General features: G+C 56.8%; 19 protein-coding genes. 9 read left to right on the top strand and 10 right to left on the bottom strand.

Annotated elements, in window-relative coordinates; translation table 11 throughout:
* Window positions 1-3: 3 nt before the first annotated feature.
* Entirely contained in the window at window positions 4-708 is a 705-nt protein-coding gene (locus tag ACR3ES_RS09355) for a response regulator transcription factor (protein ID WP_170435218.1), read from the bottom strand.
* A gap of 243 nt (window positions 709-951) precedes the next feature.
* Between ACR3ES_RS09355 and ACR3ES_RS09350 the strand changes: the two genes are divergently transcribed.
* The 4 genes from ACR3ES_RS09350 (at window position 952) to ACR3ES_RS09335 (ending at window position 3,880) form a co-directional block, all read left to right on the top strand.
* The gene (locus ACR3ES_RS09350) at window positions 952-1,074 is read left to right on the top strand and encodes a hypothetical protein (RefSeq protein ID WP_480581897.1); all 123 of its coding nucleotides are present in this window, start codon (window positions 952-954) and stop codon (window positions 1,072-1,074) included.
* Window positions 1,055-2,653 carry a phosphoenolpyruvate carboxykinase gene (locus ACR3ES_RS09345; protein ID WP_170435216.1) on the top strand — a complete coding sequence of 533 codons (1,599 nt, stop codon included), beginning with the start codon at window positions 1,055-1,057 and terminating at the stop codon, window positions 2,651-2,653. Before ACR3ES_RS09350 ends, ACR3ES_RS09345 begins: the two co-directional genes overlap by 20 nt.
* A 361-nt stretch (window positions 2,654-3,014) precedes the next feature.
* Window positions 3,015-3,305 (top strand): hypothetical protein, encoded by a 291-nt coding sequence (locus ACR3ES_RS09340; protein WP_170435214.1) that lies wholly within the window; start codon window positions 3,015-3,017, stop codon window positions 3,303-3,305.
* A 77-nt stretch (window positions 3,306-3,382) separates the two neighbouring features.
* On the top strand, window positions 3,383-3,880 hold the full coding sequence (locus ACR3ES_RS09335; RefSeq protein WP_480493393.1) for a hypothetical protein: 498 nt from the start codon (window positions 3,383-3,385) through the stop codon (window positions 3,878-3,880).
* Between the two features lie 4 nt (window positions 3,881-3,884).
* On the opposite strand, the gene ACR3ES_RS09330 is transcribed toward ACR3ES_RS09335, so the two are convergent.
* Window positions 3,885-4,649 carry a sulfite exporter TauE/SafE family protein gene (locus ACR3ES_RS09330; protein WP_170435212.1) on the bottom strand — a complete coding sequence of 255 codons (765 nt, stop codon included), beginning with the start codon at window positions 4,647-4,649 and terminating at the stop codon, window positions 3,885-3,887.
* Window positions 4,650-4,793: 144 nt separating this feature from the next.
* On the opposite strand from ACR3ES_RS09330, the gene ACR3ES_RS09325 reads away from it, so the two are divergent.
* Window positions 4,794-6,485 (top strand): acyl-CoA dehydrogenase family protein, encoded by a 1,692-nt coding sequence (locus ACR3ES_RS09325; RefSeq protein ID WP_170435210.1) that lies wholly within the window; start codon window positions 4,794-4,796, stop codon window positions 6,483-6,485.
* A gap of 128 nt (window positions 6,486-6,613) precedes the next feature.
* Here the strand turns inward: ACR3ES_RS09325 and ACR3ES_RS09320 are convergent, their stop codons facing one another.
* A complete protein-coding gene (locus tag ACR3ES_RS09320; protein ID WP_480493395.1) occupies window positions 6,614-7,828 on the bottom strand; it encodes a hypothetical protein in 1,215 nt (404 codons plus the stop codon).
* Window positions 7,829-8,078: 250 nt separating this feature from the next.
* Between ACR3ES_RS09320 and ACR3ES_RS09315 the strand changes: the two genes are divergently transcribed.
* Complete coding sequence (locus tag ACR3ES_RS09315) at window positions 8,079-8,471, top strand: META domain-containing protein (protein WP_480425248.1); 393 nt, start codon at window positions 8,079-8,081, stop codon at window positions 8,469-8,471.
* Here the strand turns inward: ACR3ES_RS09315 and recO are convergent.
* Window positions 8,455-9,180 (bottom strand): DNA repair protein RecO, encoded by a 726-nt coding sequence (gene recO / locus ACR3ES_RS09310; protein WP_170435204.1) that lies wholly within the window; start codon window positions 9,178-9,180, stop codon window positions 8,455-8,457. The two genes, ACR3ES_RS09315 and recO, sit on opposite strands and share 17 nt — an antisense overlap.
* A gap of 276 nt (window positions 9,181-9,456) precedes the next feature.
* Between recO and ACR3ES_RS09305 the strand changes: the two genes are divergently transcribed.
* On the top strand, window positions 9,457-10,281 hold the full coding sequence (locus ACR3ES_RS09305; RefSeq protein WP_170435202.1) for a class II glutamine amidotransferase: 825 nt from the start codon (window positions 9,457-9,459) through the stop codon (window positions 10,279-10,281).
* Window positions 10,282-10,457: 176 nt separating this feature from the next.
* Window positions 10,458-10,829 (top strand): VOC family protein, encoded by a 372-nt coding sequence (locus ACR3ES_RS09300; RefSeq protein WP_480493397.1) that lies wholly within the window; start codon window positions 10,458-10,460, stop codon window positions 10,827-10,829.
* A 44-nt stretch (window positions 10,830-10,873) separates the two neighbouring features.
* Here the strand turns inward: ACR3ES_RS09300 and ACR3ES_RS09295 are convergent, their stop codons facing one another.
* Both ACR3ES_RS09295 and era read right to left on the bottom strand, forming a co-directional pair.
* Complete coding sequence (locus tag ACR3ES_RS09295) at window positions 10,874-11,203, bottom strand: DUF1491 family protein (protein ID WP_170435198.1); 330 nt, start codon at window positions 11,201-11,203, stop codon at window positions 10,874-10,876.
* Complete coding sequence (era, locus tag ACR3ES_RS09290) at window positions 11,200-12,108, bottom strand: GTPase Era (protein ID WP_170435195.1); 909 nt, start codon at window positions 12,106-12,108, stop codon at window positions 11,200-11,202. The genes ACR3ES_RS09295 and era overlap by 4 nt, the downstream gene beginning before the upstream one ends.
* 162 nt (window positions 12,109-12,270) lie before the next feature.
* Here era and ACR3ES_RS09285 point away from each other — a divergent pair, with 162 nt between their 5' ends.
* Entirely contained in the window at window positions 12,271-13,647 is a 1,377-nt protein-coding gene (locus tag ACR3ES_RS09285; protein ID WP_170435257.1) for a multicopper oxidase family protein, read from the top strand.
* A gap of 91 nt (window positions 13,648-13,738) precedes the next feature.
* Here the strand turns inward: ACR3ES_RS09285 and rnc are convergent, their stop codons facing one another.
* The 4 genes from rnc to ACR3ES_RS09265 are packed head-to-tail and all read right to left on the bottom strand — an operon-like array spanning window position 13,739 to window position 16,259.
* Window positions 13,739-14,419: a ribonuclease III gene (rnc, locus tag ACR3ES_RS09280; RefSeq protein ID WP_170435194.1), complete on the bottom strand. Its 681-nt coding sequence runs from the start codon at window positions 14,417-14,419 to the stop codon at window positions 13,739-13,741.
* A complete protein-coding gene (lepB, locus tag ACR3ES_RS09275; RefSeq protein WP_170435192.1) occupies window positions 14,416-15,255 on the bottom strand; it encodes a signal peptidase I in 840 nt (279 codons plus the stop codon). The genes rnc and lepB overlap by 4 nt, the downstream gene beginning before the upstream one ends.
* Before the next feature lie 57 nt (window positions 15,256-15,312).
* The gene (acpS, locus tag ACR3ES_RS09270; RefSeq protein ID WP_170435190.1) at window positions 15,313-15,732 is read right to left on the bottom strand and encodes a holo-ACP synthase; all 420 of its coding nucleotides are present in this window, start codon (window positions 15,730-15,732) and stop codon (window positions 15,313-15,315) included.
* A complete protein-coding gene (locus ACR3ES_RS09265) occupies window positions 15,729-16,259 on the bottom strand; it encodes a hypothetical protein (protein ID WP_170435188.1) in 531 nt (176 codons plus the stop codon). The genes acpS and ACR3ES_RS09265 overlap by 4 nt, the downstream gene beginning before the upstream one ends.
* Between the last annotated feature and the right edge of the window lie 50 nt (window positions 16,260-16,309).

Raw genomic sequence — 16,309 nt, 5'->3', positions numbered from 1 at the left:
CGGCTACTCTTCGTTGTATCTGTACCCGATACCATACAGGGTTTCGATAGCCGAAAACTCAGGGTCCGCAGCCCGCATTTTCTTGCGCAGACGCTTGATGTGACTGTCGATGGTGCGATCATCCACATAGACCTGATCGTCATAGGCCACATCCATAAGCTGGTCTCGGCTTTTGACAAAGCCCGGGCGCTGGGCCAGCGCCTGCAGCAACAGGAACTCGGTGACCGTCAAAGACACATCCGTGCCTTTCCAGCTAACTGCATGGCGCAGCGGGTCCATCCGCAACTCACCCCGTTCCATAACTTTGGTGTCGCCGGACGCAACGGCCGCTGCATCACCGCTAGTGGCTTCCTGACGACGCAGCAGCGCCCGGATACGCTCGACCAGAAGGCGCTGAGAGAACGGCTTTTTCACATAGTCATCCGCGCCCATCCGCAGACCCAGAACCTCGTCGATCTCATCGTCTTTCGAGGTCAGGAAGATCACCGGCATCTGCGTTTTCTGACGCAGGCGCTGTAACAAATCCATACCATCCATACGCGGCATCTTGATATCCAGAACCGCCATATCCGGCATCTTCTTGTTGAACGCATCCAACGCGGCCTGTCCGTCGTTATATGTTTCGACCTCAAAACCCTCGGCTTCGAGTGTCATGGATACGGACGTCAGAATGTTTCTATCGTCATCCACCAGTGCAATCTTTGACATCGGGTTCACCCCTATTCCTGCTCACTCACGCAATAATTCGCTTATTTGTACAGCATTGTTGGCGGTTTTAAGACGCCGAATCAATCCGTAACCGCGAATCATGCCATTCTTGCGGCAGGGATGCGGCAAAATTGCCTTGCCTCGCCCGAATTGTTGCCCGGATTTCCGACAGGAAATTCGTGGTGGCGCTAAACCTGAGCTTGGTTGCGCTAACTGCAACAAACCGTCCTGTTCATGCGCTAAATGACCATGATAAGAGGCGCCTATCCGCCGGCAAAATCCGGCAAACTGCCCCAAAAGCGCATGGGGTCCAACGACTGCAGCGCCGCCACAGGAGAAGAAACGCATGACATCTGGACGGGTTAACCCGCAATTCCGCCTCGAAGATCAGGGCATCGGGGGTCTGGGCAATGTCTATTACAACTACATGGAACCTGCGCTGATCGAAGAGGCGCTGAAGCGTGGCGAAGGCACGCTTGGCAATGGCGGGGCGTTTCTGGTCTCTACAGGCAAGTTCACGGGCCGCTCGCCCAAGGATAAGCATGTCGTCAAAACCGACAGTGTCGCCGACAGCATCTGGTGGGAAAACAATGCTGCCATGACGCCAGAGGGGTTCGATGCGCTGTATGCTGACATGATCGAGCATATGAAGGGTCGCGACTATTTTGTGCAGGACCTGATCGGCGGGGCTGATCCCAGCTATTCGATAAACGTGCGCATGGTCACCGAACTGGCCTGGCACAACCTGTTCATCCGGCACCTGCTGCGCCGCCCCGATCGTGAGGATCTGGACGACTTCACCGCTGACTTCACCGTCATCAACTGCCCCAGCTTTCAAGCCGATCCGAAAAAGCACGGCTGCCGCAGTGAAACCGTCATTGCGCTGAATTTTGACCGTAAGCTCATACTGATTGGCGGCACTGAATATGCAGGTGAAAACAAAAAATCCGTCTTTACGCTGCTTAACTATATGCTGCCTGAAAAAGGCGTGATGCCGATGCACTGCTCGGCCAACCACGCCGTTGGCAACCCGGTCGATACCGCCGTGTTCTTTGGTTTGTCCGGCACCGGCAAAACGACACTGTCCGCAGACCCGGCTCGGGTTCTGATCGGCGATGACGAGCATGGCTGGTCGGATCGCGGCACCTTCAACTTCGAGGGTGGCTGTTATGCCAAGACCATTAACCTGAACGCCGAGGCCGAACCCGAAATCTACGCGACTACCTCCAAGTTCGCGACTGTTATAGAAAACATGGTGTTCGACCCGGAAACCAAAGAGTTGGATTTCGACGACGACTCTCTGACCGCAAACATGCGGTGCGCCTACCCGCTGGAGTACATTTCCAACGCGTCCAAATCAGCGCTGGGTGGACACCCGAAGAACATCATCATGCTGACCTGCGACGCGTTTGGCGTTCTGCCTCCGATCGCGCGGCTGACACCGGCACAGGCGATGTATCACTTCCTGTCGGGCTTCACCTCGAAGGTTGCCGGGACCGAACGCGGAGTAACAGAACCGCAACCAACGTTCTCAACCTGCTTCGGCGCGCCCTTTATGCCGCGTCGCCCCGAAGCCTACGGGAACCTGCTGCGCAACAAGATCGCTCAACATGGCGCGACCTGCTGGCTGGTCAACACCGGTTGGACCGGCGGCGCCTATGGTGTCGGCAGCCGGATGCCGATCAAAGCAACCCGCGCCTTGCTGACGGCGGCGCTGGAGGGATCCCTTGCCGACGCGGAGTTCCGCAAGGATGCGAATTTCGGTTTTGACGTGCCGGTCTCCGTTCCAGGCGTGCCCGAGGTTCTGCTGGATCCGCGCCGGACCTGGGATGATCAGGCGGCTTTTGACAAACAGGCAGAAAAACTCGTCCAGATGTTTGCAGAGAACTTTGAACAATATGTCCCGTTCATCGACGAAGACATCAAGGCCGTGGCCATCGGGTAAGCGCCGCTGTGAGCGAATACACCGCTGTTTTTGCTCACCCGGCCCAATCAGGGATCGCTTTATGGTTGCAAAGCGACAATTGCCTAGACAAATGCGTTGTTCGAAAAGTGCAGTTGCTGTAGATATGCGTACTATTAAAACGAAAACGCCCGGCGCTGATGCACCGGGCTGAAACTAAAATGGCTTTTGGGCAGCTCATACGCGGACACTCACATCGGCGATTTGAGCTGCCTAATCAATAAAATAGTCTAAGCAGATGGGGAATTGAGTCAATATGGTACATGCTGAACGAACCGAGGTTCAGTACGGTTCATATCGTCGCAGCTCTTCAATCTCGGGCAGAAAAACCAATGGGGACCTAATGACCGAAATCTCGAAACTCACCGAACTGCGCAAATTGATGCAAAGCATGGAACGCACTTTGGGGCTGGAAACACTCTCTCCGGTTGAGCGCGACATATACTATGCGGCCGAAGAGCTCTCAAAGACCGACCATGAAGTCCGCACATTTGGCCTTATTGAACATACGCTGGTCGAAAGCGTCTCGCGGCCAACATTCTTCCGAGCTCTCAAGTCACTGGTTGAAAAGGGGTACCTGTCGCAAAGTGGCAGTTCCAACCGGGGACGGTATGTCGTAAATGCGCCCAGGTAGAGTGGCGGCCCTGCACCTGGGCGGCTGACCCGGTGCGTAAGTGGGCCACTGAAACATTCATTGCCTCTTTGGCCTATTTGGCTGCATCGCTCCTGACGTTCCGGGTTCTGATGCCGCTGCAAGATGTGTTTTTTCCTGAATACCTGAGCCGAGCAAGTTTGCTGTTTCTGCCCCACGGCGTTCGTGTTCTGGCGGCCTGGCTATTGGGATGGCGCGCCATCTTTGCGCTTTTGCCGGGTGTTTTTCTATCGTTTGCTATTGTAGCCGGATCCGATGTCTTCCTGCCCAGCCGGCTGATCGGCATTGTGATCGCTGTGACAACCGCCCCGGCCGTATTCTACTTTTGTAAATGGTTGGGGTGGGACCTGTTCCCGCGACCCGACCGAAAAGCCTGTTGGACCTGCGTTATGGGTGTCGGAGTCATAACGTCGATCCTTGTCTCGGGTCTGACCAATCTCGCGTTTGGCAGTGCGACCGCAGAGTACATTGCCTTTCTGATCGGCGACATCTCCGGCTTGTTCTTTTTGATGCTCATTTTGTATTTTTCGTTTCGGTTCATCGACAGCCGGCGCTGAGCCCTCAATACAATAAGCTGCGCCGCAGCAGGTTTAGTCCGGCCACCAGCAAGACCAATAACGTCACTTTGCGAAAACTGGCCTGGTCAATCCGGGATTGCAGTTGCAGCCCGACCCACATGCCCAACAAGGCCGGAACGATCAGAAACGCCGAAAAAGGCACAGTTTCAGCGCGCAGGATCCCCGACCCCAGATGCGCGACCGTCAGGGCCACGGCCCCCAATCCATAAATGACACCCTGCACCCGCAACTGATCCAACTTGGAGGTGTTCAACGCGGTCAAGTACATCACGGTTGGTGGCCCCCAGACCCCGGACATGCCACCTACAAACCCAGCCACGGCCCCGATGCCGGCTTCAATCTTCGCCGACCGGTTGGTCAGTGTCAGCCTTACTCCCAGAACTTGGATCAATGCAAAGACGGTCACCGGTGCGCCGATCATCAATAGAAAGGCCGAGGTCGGCACAAGGCTGACGAGCTGCGCGCCTGCCAGCAGAAACACCAAACCGACCGCCAGAAACACCTTGAATTGCCGGATCGAAGATAGCGCAGCAGACGGTCCTTCCCGCAGGGCCTGAACGCTGTTTGTTACCAGAGTGGGCAGGATCAGCCCGGCCAGTGCCACGTCTGGCGGCAGGAACATGCTCAGCCCGGACACCAATATCATTGGCATGGCAAACCCGACCATCCCCTTGATCCAACCTGCAAGAAAGGCAATCCCTGCCGCGAGAAACAGGTCTTGCACAGAAAGTATTGAAAACAACGCCATGGGCTGTTGATATCATTGTCAGGTCTCTCTGCGATGCAAAATTGTTCCGGTAATTTTTGAACTTTTACCAGATATAATTCGTATTTTTGTTGCGCTGCACGTGCAGCATGGTATGACCGGACGACCCAGAGAAGGACGTGATTTATGGCTCATGACGGACAGGATGTGACACAGATGGCACCAACTGCGACATTGCCCGACCTTCTGACATTGACCAGAGCCGCTGTTCCGGCCGTTGAGTCCGTGTTCGAACGGGCGCGCGAGTCAGTCCGTGCGATGGTCACATCCGATGGCAAGATCTCGGGCGCGTTGATTGAGTCGCACCAGACAGCGGCGCACGGGTTCGCCTGGTTGGCAACCTACTGCCAGTCCCTCCAACAGATGCAACGCTGGGCCGAGGCGCTGGAGGCCGACGGCAAATTTGGCGAAATAGAGCAACTGCTGCACCAGATCGCATTCGGCGAATACCTGCATCAGGTCGCCGGTGGCATTCCAATGAACCAGGGTGAGGTCGTCCGCCTGCAAGACCTGGGTCTAGGCTGGGACGCTTTGTCCGGGTTCCAATGCGCCGAAGTGCAAACGCTGATGGCGCAGGCCAATTCTCAGGCCGCGCGCACGCGTCTCGTCGAACTGATGCAGGATCAGTCCGGTGCCACGATGTTTGGTGCGTCTGGTCTGGACGAAGAGCTAGAGATGATCCGGGACCAGTTCCGCCGCTATGCTCAGGAAAAGGTCGAGCCTTATGCGCATGCCTGGCACCTGAAAGATGAACTTATCCCGATCGAGGTCATCGAAGAGCTGGCCGAGATGGGGGTTTTCGGTCTGACAATCCCCGAGGAGTTTGGCGGTTTCGGCCTGTCCAAAGCCTCGATGTGTGTTGTTTCCGAGGAGTTATCGCGTGGCTATATCGGTGTCGGTTCGCTGGGCACCCGGTCAGAGATCGCGGCCGAACTGATCATTGCGGGCGGTACGGATGAGCAAAAAGCCAACTGGCTGCCGAAACTGGCCAGCGCCGAGATTCTGCCCACGGCGGTGTTTACCGAACCCAATACAGGGTCTGATCTGGGCAGCCTGCGCACCCGCGCGGTCAAGGACGAAAACGGCGACTATCAGATTACCGGAAACAAGACTTGGATCACACACGCGGCGCGCACCCATGTCATGACATTGTTGGCGCGGACAAATCCAGAGTCGAGCGATCACCGTGGCCTATCGATGTTTCTGGCTGAAAAGACACCCGGCACCGATGACGACCCCTTCCCCACCCCGGGTATGACCGGTGGTGAAATTGAGGTGCTCGGCTATCGCGGGATGAAAGAATACGAACTGGCCTTTGATGGTTTCAAAGTCAAAGGTGAGAACCTTCTGGGTGGAGAGGAGGGCAAGGGTTTTAAGCAACTGATGGAAACCTTTGAATCTGCTCGTATCCAGACCGCCGCCCGTGCCATCGGCGTCGCCCAGAGTGCGTTGGATATCGCCATGCAATACGCGCAGGACCGCAAGCAGTTTGGCAAATCTCTGATCAATTTCCCGCGCGTGTCGGGCAAGCTGGCGATGATGGCGGTCGAAATCATGATCGCGCGACAACTGACCTATTTCTCGGCCTGGGAAAAAGACCACGGTCAGCGTTGCGACCTTGAGGCCGGGATGGCCAAGCTGCTGGGTGCGCGTGTGGCCTGGGCGGCGGCCGACAACGGCTTGCAGATCCACGGAGGCAACGGCTTTGCACTGGAATACAAGATCAGCCGGGTGCTGTGCGACGCGCGCATCCTGAACATTTTCGAAGGGGCTGCCGAAATTCAGGCACAGGTCATTGCGCGGCGTTTGCTGGGCTGACCCGAAACGGCATCCCTGTTTCCCAAACTGACCCGGCCCTTGCGCCGGGTCTTTTCTTGCGGTGCACAGTTTGCACCTGTCCGACCTCTACACGTGTCCAGATTGTCCAAAAAATCCCACGTTTCAACCTAGTTGGCGAGCCCGCACTCGGCAGCCCGCCTAGTCACCACCGGCAGCATCCGGTCGGCCACCAACTTCGATCCCTCCGGCGTCAGATGGGTGTAGTCGACATATAGCGCCTTATCCCGATGTTCCGGTGCCGCGATCTCCCCGATGTCGGTGAAGGGTATTCCGGCATGTTGAAACAGCGCGGGGAGTTCAAGACGCGCGCGCTTCATGACATCTTCCCGGCCTGGAAAGTAAAAATCCCGAGTAATACGTGCCGTTTCGCGATCCAATTCGCTCAGATGAGCCGCGTCTTCAAACACGACCTCTGGCTGAAGGAAAACGTGATAACAGAATCCGTGATAATTGCCGAAGGTCTCGATCAGCTTGTAGTTCCGCAAGAATCCAACGCGCGCAGTGGCTTCAAGTTCGGCTGAAAAATCACGCTCAAGCGCTGTGACGTCGCCATAGGTGTTATATGGGGGTGTCTCGTAACGGTCGTACAGGCCTTGCGTGAGCTTTGACGCCAGCTTGAACGTGTAGGAATAGTCGGCAAAGTACCTCAGGAAGGCGTAGGTTGCGAAAAACGGCTTGCGGTCGTTCAGGGCGTCCACCATGCGCGCCGAGGAGTAACCGTAGCTTTGGATCGGGTTAGAGATCCCAACGTTGTAAAAATCATTGTGCCCGTCCAGAAACACGATCATGTCTGGCTCGTATTCATACAGTGTTTCATAGACATACAGCACGTGCTGAAAGCTGTGATATGCAGCTACACCTGCATTGATGACTTCAATCGTGACATCGGGTGTCTGAGCCTGGTGCTGCTGGCGCAGGGCCTGTTCCAAGTAGTGTGAGACGGTTTCCTGATTGGTCAGCGTCGGGTGGTTGGGGTAAACGCTGCCCTGGGACCCAATGGCATAGGCCGTCGAGCCTCCCATCAGAAAAATGCGATAGGTAGTGTCCGGCTTTGGCAGAGCAACATTTGTGTCCCGGCGAAAGCCCTGGTCTGAGTGAATTCGATGGCCACCTGTGTCGAACTCGCGCCGGTAGGCCGGGTTTAGCTGATGGCCCCGGATCGACGAATAGAGATGCCGTTCGGCTTTGTTTCCGAGTGCATTGTCAAACAGATGAACAACCGCGACGTAGGACAGCAGCTCGATCAGTAGCACCAAAAAGAGCACGTAGATCAGGATCATGAGAATCCTGACGAAACGCCGGGGTTGCGCGTCTTTGTTCATGTCGTCACTTTGCGACACAGAAACTTTCCAAACCAAACAACTACATATCGGGACATGCCCAGAAATCGAACTTTAGTATATTGAACACTTGGCCCTCTGTAGAAACGCCGAGTGTTAGCTGAGCTACTATGTCGATTTCTAATCATCGGTCAACTGCACGGTGGGTTTGACGTGCCTTGTTGTAAGTATAGCTTGACCCACACCAATCGGCGCACATACACGCGGTCCGGCGCTTTTCGAGGAGCAAGAAATGCTACGTTATGCTCTGATGCTGCCCCTGATGGGACTGTTTCAGTGTGATCGGGATGAAACTGTGGCTGCCTATGGAGCCGCTGATCGCATCTGGTCCCTTCAGGAAATTGACTCCCAACCCTTTTCCGCCAAGGCGACCCTACAGTTTCCGGCAGCGGGTGAGGTCGCAGGGTCTGCGCCGTGCAATACCTATACCGGCACGCTGAACGCGCCCTACCCCTGGTTCGAAATCAGTGATCTGGCGGCCACGCGTCGCGCCTGTGAGGCGCTTGAAGCCGAAGGGTTCTATTTTGCGGCCCTGTTGGCAATGACGCAGGCCGAAGTGTCAGGGGATGTTCTGATCCTGCGCAACGATGACGGGAACGAAATGGTGTTCACAGCCGCCGAGTGACGTGGTCGACAAACCGGGCGCGCGCATCCGGCAAAGGCGTGTGCCCCAGTGACGGCGCGACGCGGTGCTCGAGAAAGAAACCTGTTGTTTGAAGCCCGGATGCAATTTCGATGTCCGGCGCGGCTCCTTCACAGCGCAAGCAGGGCGGCAATGGCAGCAACTTGTCCGCCCAGTCACCGGCTCCGGCAGCACTGACGGCGCGACCTGATTTTGGCGAGACATAGATCAGCCCTTCGGTCGCGCCGGTAACAGCGCAGCGGCTAAGATCAAGGCCAAAGCCCATCTCCTCCAGCAGGGCCAGTTCCCAGCGCAGATATCCCAGCGGCCAGATCTCATCGTGTCCCAGCAAATCCATCAGTTGCTCGGTCTGCCTGTAGATTGCCGGGTGCGGTTCGCGTTCTGGCAGACAGAACGTCAAAAGCGATACCACCGCATTCAGCCCGGCCAGCGCCAACCGCCCCGAGAACGCCGCCGCCGCCCGGGACCGCAGCGGTTCCACCTGAAATGTACCGAGATGTTCCTCCAGCCGCGCCCGCCAGAGTACATCCAGCTGCGCTCCCGGTTGCAGAATGGGTGCGATCTTGCGGCTGGTCCCCCCACGCACAACACCGGCATGGCGCCCATGGGCTTCGGTAAAGACCTCGATAATCGCCGCCGTTTCACCATGGCGGCGGGTGGTCAGAAGTATGCCGTGATCGCGCCAGTCCAAAAGGGCTCCGGTAGTGGCTGATGGTGTCTGCCCAACAGACCGCAAAGGGTTCATACCCGCAAGGGGTCGGTCCCAATGTTTCTTGCTTGCAGGTGACCAACAGCAGTTGAGCGGCATTTGGCTAATCCCGGTGCATCCGGAATCTTTGAACGTAGATCCAGCTATCTGCATATCATTTGATAGAAAGAAGCAGTTTTTGTATCCATAACTTGTGACATATCCTCGCCCAGGCGGTGATATTGATACCGGAATTGGACATATACCGGGGTAAATTGCATGTGTCGTTTCTTGGCATGGGTTGGGGCAAAGCGCTATCTGGACGATCTTGTCATGCATCAGGAGCAGTCGCTTGTCGAACAAAGCCGCAATGCACTGATTGGCAAGACACCGATTAATGCCGACGGGTTCGGGCTGGCCTGGTATTCGGAGCGACCGAACCCTTGCTTTTACAAGGACACGAATCCAGCCTGGTCGGATGCCAATCTGAGGCAGCTGGCACACCACACCCGGTCCGGTCTGTTTCTGGCCCATGTCCGCGCCTCGACCGGGACAGCCACCTCGCGCAACAATTGTCACCCATTCGGCTGCGGGCGGTGGAGCTTTATGCACAACGGTCAGGCCGGAGGGCACGAGCAAATCCGGCAGGAGCTGGATGGAATGATCCCCCCCGACCTCTACAACCATCGGATGGGGGCCACCGAAAGCGAGGCCATTTTTCTAATCGCCCATGGCGAGGGGCTGAACAAAGATCCGATTGGGGCCATGCAGCGGGCAGTTGAGCGCGTTGAAGCCCTTTCTCGGCGCAAAGGCGCATTACCCTATCTGCGATTTGCCGCGTGCTGGTCGGACGGCCAGCGCTTGTTTGCAGCCCGCTACGCGTCGGACCGGTTCGCCCCCAGCCTGCATTATCGCCGTTGCAAGGACGGGATCATTATCTCGTCGGAACCGCTGGATGCAAACCTTGGGGGGTGGGTCGAAATTGCGACCAATACGGCAATAGAAACAGACGGGGATGCGCTCAGTAGGCACGAGTTTGCAGCAAGCATCAAGAATCTACATGTCAACTTTGTCGAGCCGTCCCAACCACAGGCGGTCCTGTAACTGCGGTTTTTCCGCGATGTAAGCTTTGCCTTTCAGGTCATCAGAGCGCTTGCACCGGCTCCAAAAGCCAGCAGATTTACGTAAGAAGAGAATCAAGTTGAAACTAGTCCCTTTCGCCGTTAATGTTCCTGTTATGTTCCAAGCGATGGATTTCAAAAATGTCTCTAAACTACGTTATGATCGGTTCCAACGATGTTGCTAAAGCACGCACCTATTACGATGCTGTTTTCGCCAAAATAGGCGGTAAGGTTGTAGCCGAGTACATGCCCTATGCAGTCTGTTACGAGTTACGCGGCGGGGGGCGTGTTTGGGTTTCCTCACCATTTGATCAAAAGACTGCGACTGTCGGAAACGGAGCTATGGTCGGTTTGTTGTGTCAGAGTGAAGCAGAGGTTCGTGACGCGCATTCAACAGCACTGGAAAACGGAGGCACCAACGAAGGCGACCCAGGCGCGCGTCCGCAGTATGGTCCGGACTTTTTCGGTGCATACGCGCGCGATCTGGATGGCAATAAGATGAGTTTCGTTTACTTTAGTGACCCAAATTAGAATCCTAAAATGAACGTGCTCAGGTTCCAGGCGGGTATGGGCCTTTACTCCAACCCCTCGTCCCCAAGCAAATGACGCCCTTGGCGGTCCTCGACCTCAATCACCCAGAGGTCGGGGTCAAAGCTGCGTTGGCGGGTGATGGCGGCATCGGCGTCGGCCTCGGCGCCGCTGGCGAGTTCAATCCATTTGCGTTCGCCGCTCATAAGGTCAAAGCTGCGCTGGAAAACCACGGCCTGACCGTCCAGCGTGTTGAGCTTGACCAGCACCGCGCCGGCTGTGTCGTCGCCATGCGCCACAACAAAGGCCGGGATTTCCTGAAACCGCAGGCGCGCCAGATAGGCGTGCACCCAGAACTCGGCCGTCAGACGCGTCATGCGTTACCGTCTTTGAAATCCAGACCCATCTCGGCATAGCGTTCAGAGTCTTCCAGCCAGCTGGGCCGGACCTTGACCTGCAGGAACAGGTGGATTTTGCGGTCAAGGAACTCTTCCAGTTCCGCCCGCGCCGCCTGACTGACGGCCTTGATCGTCTCGCCCTTTTTACCCAGCACGATGCCTTTGTGACCGTCGCGCATGACATAGATAACCTGATCGATCTTAGCGGAGCCATCTTTGCGCTCCTCCCAGTTTTCGGTTTCAACCGTCAACTGGTAGGGCAGTTCCTGATGCAGCCGCAGGGTCAGTTTCTCGCGCGTCATCTCGGCGGCGATCATGCGCAGGGGCAGATCGGCGATCTGATCTTCGGGATAGAGCCATGGGCCTTCGGGCAGTTCCGAGGCGAGCCATTTGCGCAGGTCGTCGACGCCGTGGCCTTTTTCCGCCGAGATCATGAACGTCTCGGCAAAGGGATAGCGCGCGTTCAGATCACGGGTCAACGTCAGCAGTTTTTCGGACGGCACCTTGTCGATCTTGTTGATCGCCAGCGCAATCGTGCGGCCCTGCCCGATTTCGTCCAGACCTTCGAGAATGCGTTCAACCCCTTCGGTGATGCCACGATGGGCCTCGACCATCAGCACAACGATGTCGGCGTCAGCGGCCCCACCCCATGCGGCCGCGACCATGGCCCGGTCCAGACGGCGGCGCGGTTTGAACAGGCCCGGCGTATCGACAAAGACCAGTTGCGCGTCGCCCTCCATCGCGACGCCACGAATGCGCGCGCGGGTGGTTTGGACCTTGTGCGTCACGATCGAGACCTTTGCCCCGACCATGCGGTTCAGCAGGGTCGATTTCCCTGCGTTGGGTTCTCCGATCAGAGCAATAAATCCGGCGTGAGTGGTCATGTAATGTGCGATCCTGTGTGCAGGTCGGCACCCCTATAACAGATAGCGAGGACGGGCCAGAGGGATTTATTGCATTGCGGTCATGCATGCCCGATGTCAATGATGACCAGTACGCCCAGCCAAACCGAGCCCGGCCTGATTACCGTCTCCGAGAGGTTGAATATGAAACGCCGCGAGTTTCTTATTGGCACCGCCGCCGCAGCCGGCGCTGCAGGACTGGGTGGAATTAGCGTCGCTGCGGCGAACCAGGAACTGATCGTTCAATCTGCAAGCTTTGCCCTGCGCGATCAAGTCACGACGGGCATGGTCAGCCTGTCACCGGGCGCACCGCCCCCCGTGCTTTATGGGAAGCAGGGCGAGGTGATGCGGCTACCCGTGCGCAATACCCTGCCCGATTATACCGCGATGCACTGGCATGGGCTGCGGATACCAAACGGAATGGATGGGGTGCCTTATCTCACGCAGATGCCGATCGGACCGGATGAGGTATTCAACTATGAATTCACCCCACCCGATGCCGGAACGTATTGGTACCACCCCCATTGCATGACGATGGAGCAGATGGCCCACGGCCTGACCGGCGTGATGGTGATTGCCGAGGCAGAGGATGTGGGGTTCGACAGCGACCAGGTTGTCAACCTGCGCGATTTCCGGCTGGATGAGGACGGTGCGTTTCTACCCGCTTATACGCCCCGGGGTGCGGCGCGTGCCGGAACGTTCGGCAATGTTCAAACGGCCAATTGGCTGAATGCGCCGGTCTATGACCATGGTGCGGGCAGCCTTGTCAGGCTTAGGGTCCTAAACAGCGATACGACGCGGATTTACAAGGTGCATCTGGCAGGTTCAGAGGCGCGGATCATTGCCTGGGACGGACATCCGGTTGAGATTGAGGTTCCGATGCCGAGCGCGGAGGAACCCTTGTTAATCGGCCCGGGCCAGCGGGTGGAGTTTGCAGTGCTGATGCCGTCAGATGAAGGTCAGACGGTTGATCTTGTGGCTAAGTTTCCGGGCCAACCACATCGGGCCGTGACCCAGTTGCGGGCCGTCGGGATTTCGGTCGGACGCAATCTGCGCGAATTGCGGCCCCTGCCCGTGAACCCCACGACCAAACCCGATCTTGCCAGCGTCGAGCTTCACGAGTTTGTGTTTGGCTGGACACCGGAAGGCGGTGAGCCCAATAACGGGTTCTGCGGGTCGCTCGGGTACAACTTCTGGTCCATCAATCGCAAACCCTGGCCGGGCGACGCGACGCAGGGGGTCGGGCCACTTGCAACGTTGGAGATGGGCAAAAGCTATGTGCTGCGGTTGCGAAACGAGTCGCCGAACCAACATCCGATCCACCTGCATGGGTTGGTGTTTGTGCCTTTGAAATCAAACCTGCGGAATTTACCGCCGCTGCTGACCGACACCATGTTGCTGTTGAAGGATGAGGTTATCGAGATCGCGCTGGTCGCGGACAATCCGGGGGATTGGGCATTTCATTGCCATGTGATCGAGCATCAGAAAACCGGCCTGACCGGCTTTATTCGGGTGGTTTGAGTGGGCCAACCCTCTTGAGCCAGATTAAATCCGAGCTTGCCCGAGTGTAATTTCAGCCGGATGAGGAAGTCTCCGAGTTGCGCAACATGACTTATGTCGGCAGGCTGTCCAGTAAGGCTTTGGCTGCGGCTTGTTCGGCTTGACGTTTGGAACCAGCAGTTGCCTCAGCCTCAGTCCCGTTCTGAAGCCGTGCCGCGATGGTGAAGACCGGCGCGTGATCGGGACCGGTCCGTTTCAACTCGACATAAGAGGGCGGCTTTTGCCCCCGAGCTTGCGCCCATTCCTGCAAGGCGGTTTTGGCGTCTCGGGCGTCTGCTTCGACTGTGAGAATACGATCGTCCCACAGCGCCAGAATCACATCGCGCGCAGCCTCGAACCCCGCATCTCGATAGATCGCGGCGATCACCGCCTCCATCGCGTCGCCCAACAGGGCCTGCTTGCGGCGTCCACCCGAGAGCATCTCGGACCGGCCCAGTTTCAGCACCGCGCCCAAATCGATCTGACGCGCGACATCGGCGCAGGTCTCTTTACGAACAAGGGCGTTGAAACGTGGAGCCAACTGGCCTTCGGAAGCTTCTTTATCGACCTCAAGCAAGGCGGTCGCCATGACCAGACCAAGTACACGGTCCCCCAGAAACTCCAAGCGTTGGTTGTCTGGCCGGGTGGGTGAGGAAACCGATCCATGCGTCAAGGCGCGAACAAGCAGGTCGGGATTGGAAAACTCGTATCCCAACCGCTTTTGAAACGACTTTATATCGGCCGATAGCTTCAATTGACCGCCTTGAAGTAGCGATCACTGCGCCAGGTCCAGAAGAACAGCATCGAGCGACCCGCCGACGAGAACATGATCCGATCGGCGCGGCCGATCAGGTTTTCGTATGGAACGTAGCCTACCCCGCCAGCGGATTGCGGCAAGCGGCTGTCGGCAGAATTGTCGCGATTGTCCCCTATAAAGAAATAATGGCCTTCGGGAACGGTGTAGATGCCGGTATTGTCCGACCCCTGATTGCCGATATTGACCACCTCATACGAAACACCGTTCGGCAGCGTCTCGATGAAACGCGACTTTTCGCAGGCACCCCCGATTCCGACGGGACCGTTTTCGCAGCGGGGTCGCAGACGTTGCGGGCCCTGGGGCGCAGCAATTTCGGTAAAGACGCCATCCGGGGTTTGCGGCACTTGCGTGCCGTTCAGGATAATCACCCCATCACGGACCTGAACCCGATCACCCGGCATCCCGATCAGGCGCTTGATATAGTCGCGCCCCGTAACAGGATGGCGAAAAACGATGACATCGCCCCGCTCAGGCTCGCTGCCAAAGATACGCGTGTTTTCATCGCCCTGAATCCAGCCGCAGATGTCTTCGGCATCAATGTTCAGGCCGACGCTTGGAAAGATCAGGCTGGGGCATGAGGCATAAGAATACCCGTAGGACATCTTGTTGACGAACAGGAAGTCGCCAATCAACAGCGTGGGCTTCATTGATCCTGACGGAATCCAGAATGGCTGAAAGAACAGGGTGCGGAAAACGCCCGCGATCAGCAGGGCATAAACGATGGTTTTAATCGTCTCCCATACGGCGTTTCCGGTTTTGGCGTCTTCGGCCATTCTGCTCTCCAGTCCTCAGGTTGTCGGGGTGCTACATGCGGGGCGTATGGGGGCAAGTCAAGGCCGGGCGGACCCATCGTGAAGCGGACGGGCCTCGATCACGACGAAGGCCTGCGCCCATGGATGGTCGTCGGTCAGTGTCACATGGATGATCGCCTCGTGCCCTTCGGGGGTCATTTCCTTTAGCCGCTCAGCGGCCCAGCCGGTTACATGCATCACGGGCTGTCCGGTACGCAGATTGGTGACCGCCATGTCCTTCCAGGCAATGCCCATGCGCAGACCGGTGCCAAGCGCCTTGGAGCAGGCTTCTTTCGCGGCCCAGCGTTTGGCGTAGGTCCCAGCCGTGTCGTGGCGGCGTTCCGCCTTACGCTGTTCGATATCGGTGAACACACGGTTTCGGAATCGGTCACCAAAACGGTCAAGAGTGCCCTGGATGCGATCGATATTCGCGAGATCTGTTCCGACACCGAGGATCATGCATGTTCCCCTTTTGTGTTCAGTATCTGAGCTTTTTTGAGACCGATGCCAAATGAAACGCGGCAAATGAGCGTCGCAAAGACAATGTAAGCGCAAAGAATAAAATACTGCCAGGCGCTCAAGTTGCCACCCCAAAACGAAAGCTGACCGGTTAACAAATATCCAATTAGCAAAGCGCAGATACCAACCGCGCAGACGCCGCAAAAGGCCATGGTGAAAGGCAAGGACACCATGGCCAGACCGGAGGGAATTGTTGAGTTTGACCGTTGATATCTTTTGCCTTCGAGAAAGGATGCGACCGCGAAAGCCCCAAACAAAAACACAAATGCGTAATCAAAGTAATCACTTACAAATGGCGTAAAGAGCATTACCGCAATCCAAAAAAGCACAAACCGATAGCCCGAAATGCCTGGGACGCCTAGATCAGAGATCAGAAACAGCAAAGCTCCTTGGATGACGATCAGCACGAGAATCAAGATGAACGCGCCCGTGAAAACGGCCAAATATCTCAACAGATTGAAATTCACGCCGACTTGTCCATCAAAAACTACAGTTACCCAAAAAGAGACTATTCCAC

The sequence above is a fragment of the Ruegeria sp. B1 genome, from assembly GCF_056535885.1.
Note: the sequence above shows the minus strand (reverse complement) of the source record. Positions and strands in the feature narration are given on the sequence as shown.

Excerpts from the sequence above, each read along its gene's own strand:
- ACR3ES_RS09320 (WP_480493395.1), bottom strand. The coding sequence starts at position 7,828 with ATGAACAAAGACGCGCAACCCCGGCGTTTCGTCAGGATTCTCATGATC.
- ACR3ES_RS09350 (WP_480581897.1), top strand. The coding sequence starts at position 952 with ATGACCATGATAAGAGGCGCCTATCCGCCGGCAAAATCCGGCAAACTG.
- acpS (WP_170435190.1), bottom strand. The coding sequence starts at position 15,732 with ATGATCCTCGGTGTCGGAACAGATCTCGCGAATATCGATCGCATCCAG.
- ACR3ES_RS09315 (WP_480425248.1), top strand. The coding sequence starts at position 8,079 with ATGCTACGTTATGCTCTGATGCTGCCCCTGATGGGACTGTTTCAGTGT.
- ACR3ES_RS09295 (WP_170435198.1), bottom strand. The coding sequence starts at position 11,203 with ATGACGCGTCTGACGGCCGAGTTCTGGGTGCACGCCTATCTGGCGCGC.
- lepB (WP_170435192.1), bottom strand. The coding sequence starts at position 15,255 with ATGGCCGAAGACGCCAAAACCGGAAACGCCGTATGGGAGACGATTAAA.
- ACR3ES_RS09300 (WP_480493397.1), top strand. The coding sequence starts at position 10,458 with ATGATCGGTTCCAACGATGTTGCTAAAGCACGCACCTATTACGATGCT.
- ACR3ES_RS09355 (WP_170435218.1), bottom strand. The coding sequence starts at position 708 with ATGTCAAAGATTGCACTGGTGGATGACGATAGAAACATTCTGACGTCC.
- ACR3ES_RS09285 (WP_170435257.1), top strand. The coding sequence starts at position 12,271 with ATGAAACGCCGCGAGTTTCTTATTGGCACCGCCGCCGCAGCCGGCGCT.
- ACR3ES_RS09330 (WP_170435212.1), bottom strand. The coding sequence starts at position 4,649 with ATGGCGTTGTTTTCAATACTTTCTGTGCAAGACCTGTTTCTCGCGGCA.
- ACR3ES_RS09305 (WP_170435202.1), top strand. The coding sequence starts at position 9,457 with ATGTGTCGTTTCTTGGCATGGGTTGGGGCAAAGCGCTATCTGGACGAT.
- ACR3ES_RS09325 (WP_170435210.1), top strand. The coding sequence starts at position 4,794 with ATGGCTCATGACGGACAGGATGTGACACAGATGGCACCAACTGCGACA.
- era (WP_170435195.1), bottom strand. The coding sequence starts at position 12,108 with ATGACCACTCACGCCGGATTTATTGCTCTGATCGGAGAACCCAACGCA.
- ACR3ES_RS09345 (WP_170435216.1), top strand. The coding sequence starts at position 1,055 with ATGACATCTGGACGGGTTAACCCGCAATTCCGCCTCGAAGATCAGGGC.
- ACR3ES_RS09340 (WP_170435214.1), top strand. The coding sequence starts at position 3,015 with ATGACCGAAATCTCGAAACTCACCGAACTGCGCAAATTGATGCAAAGC.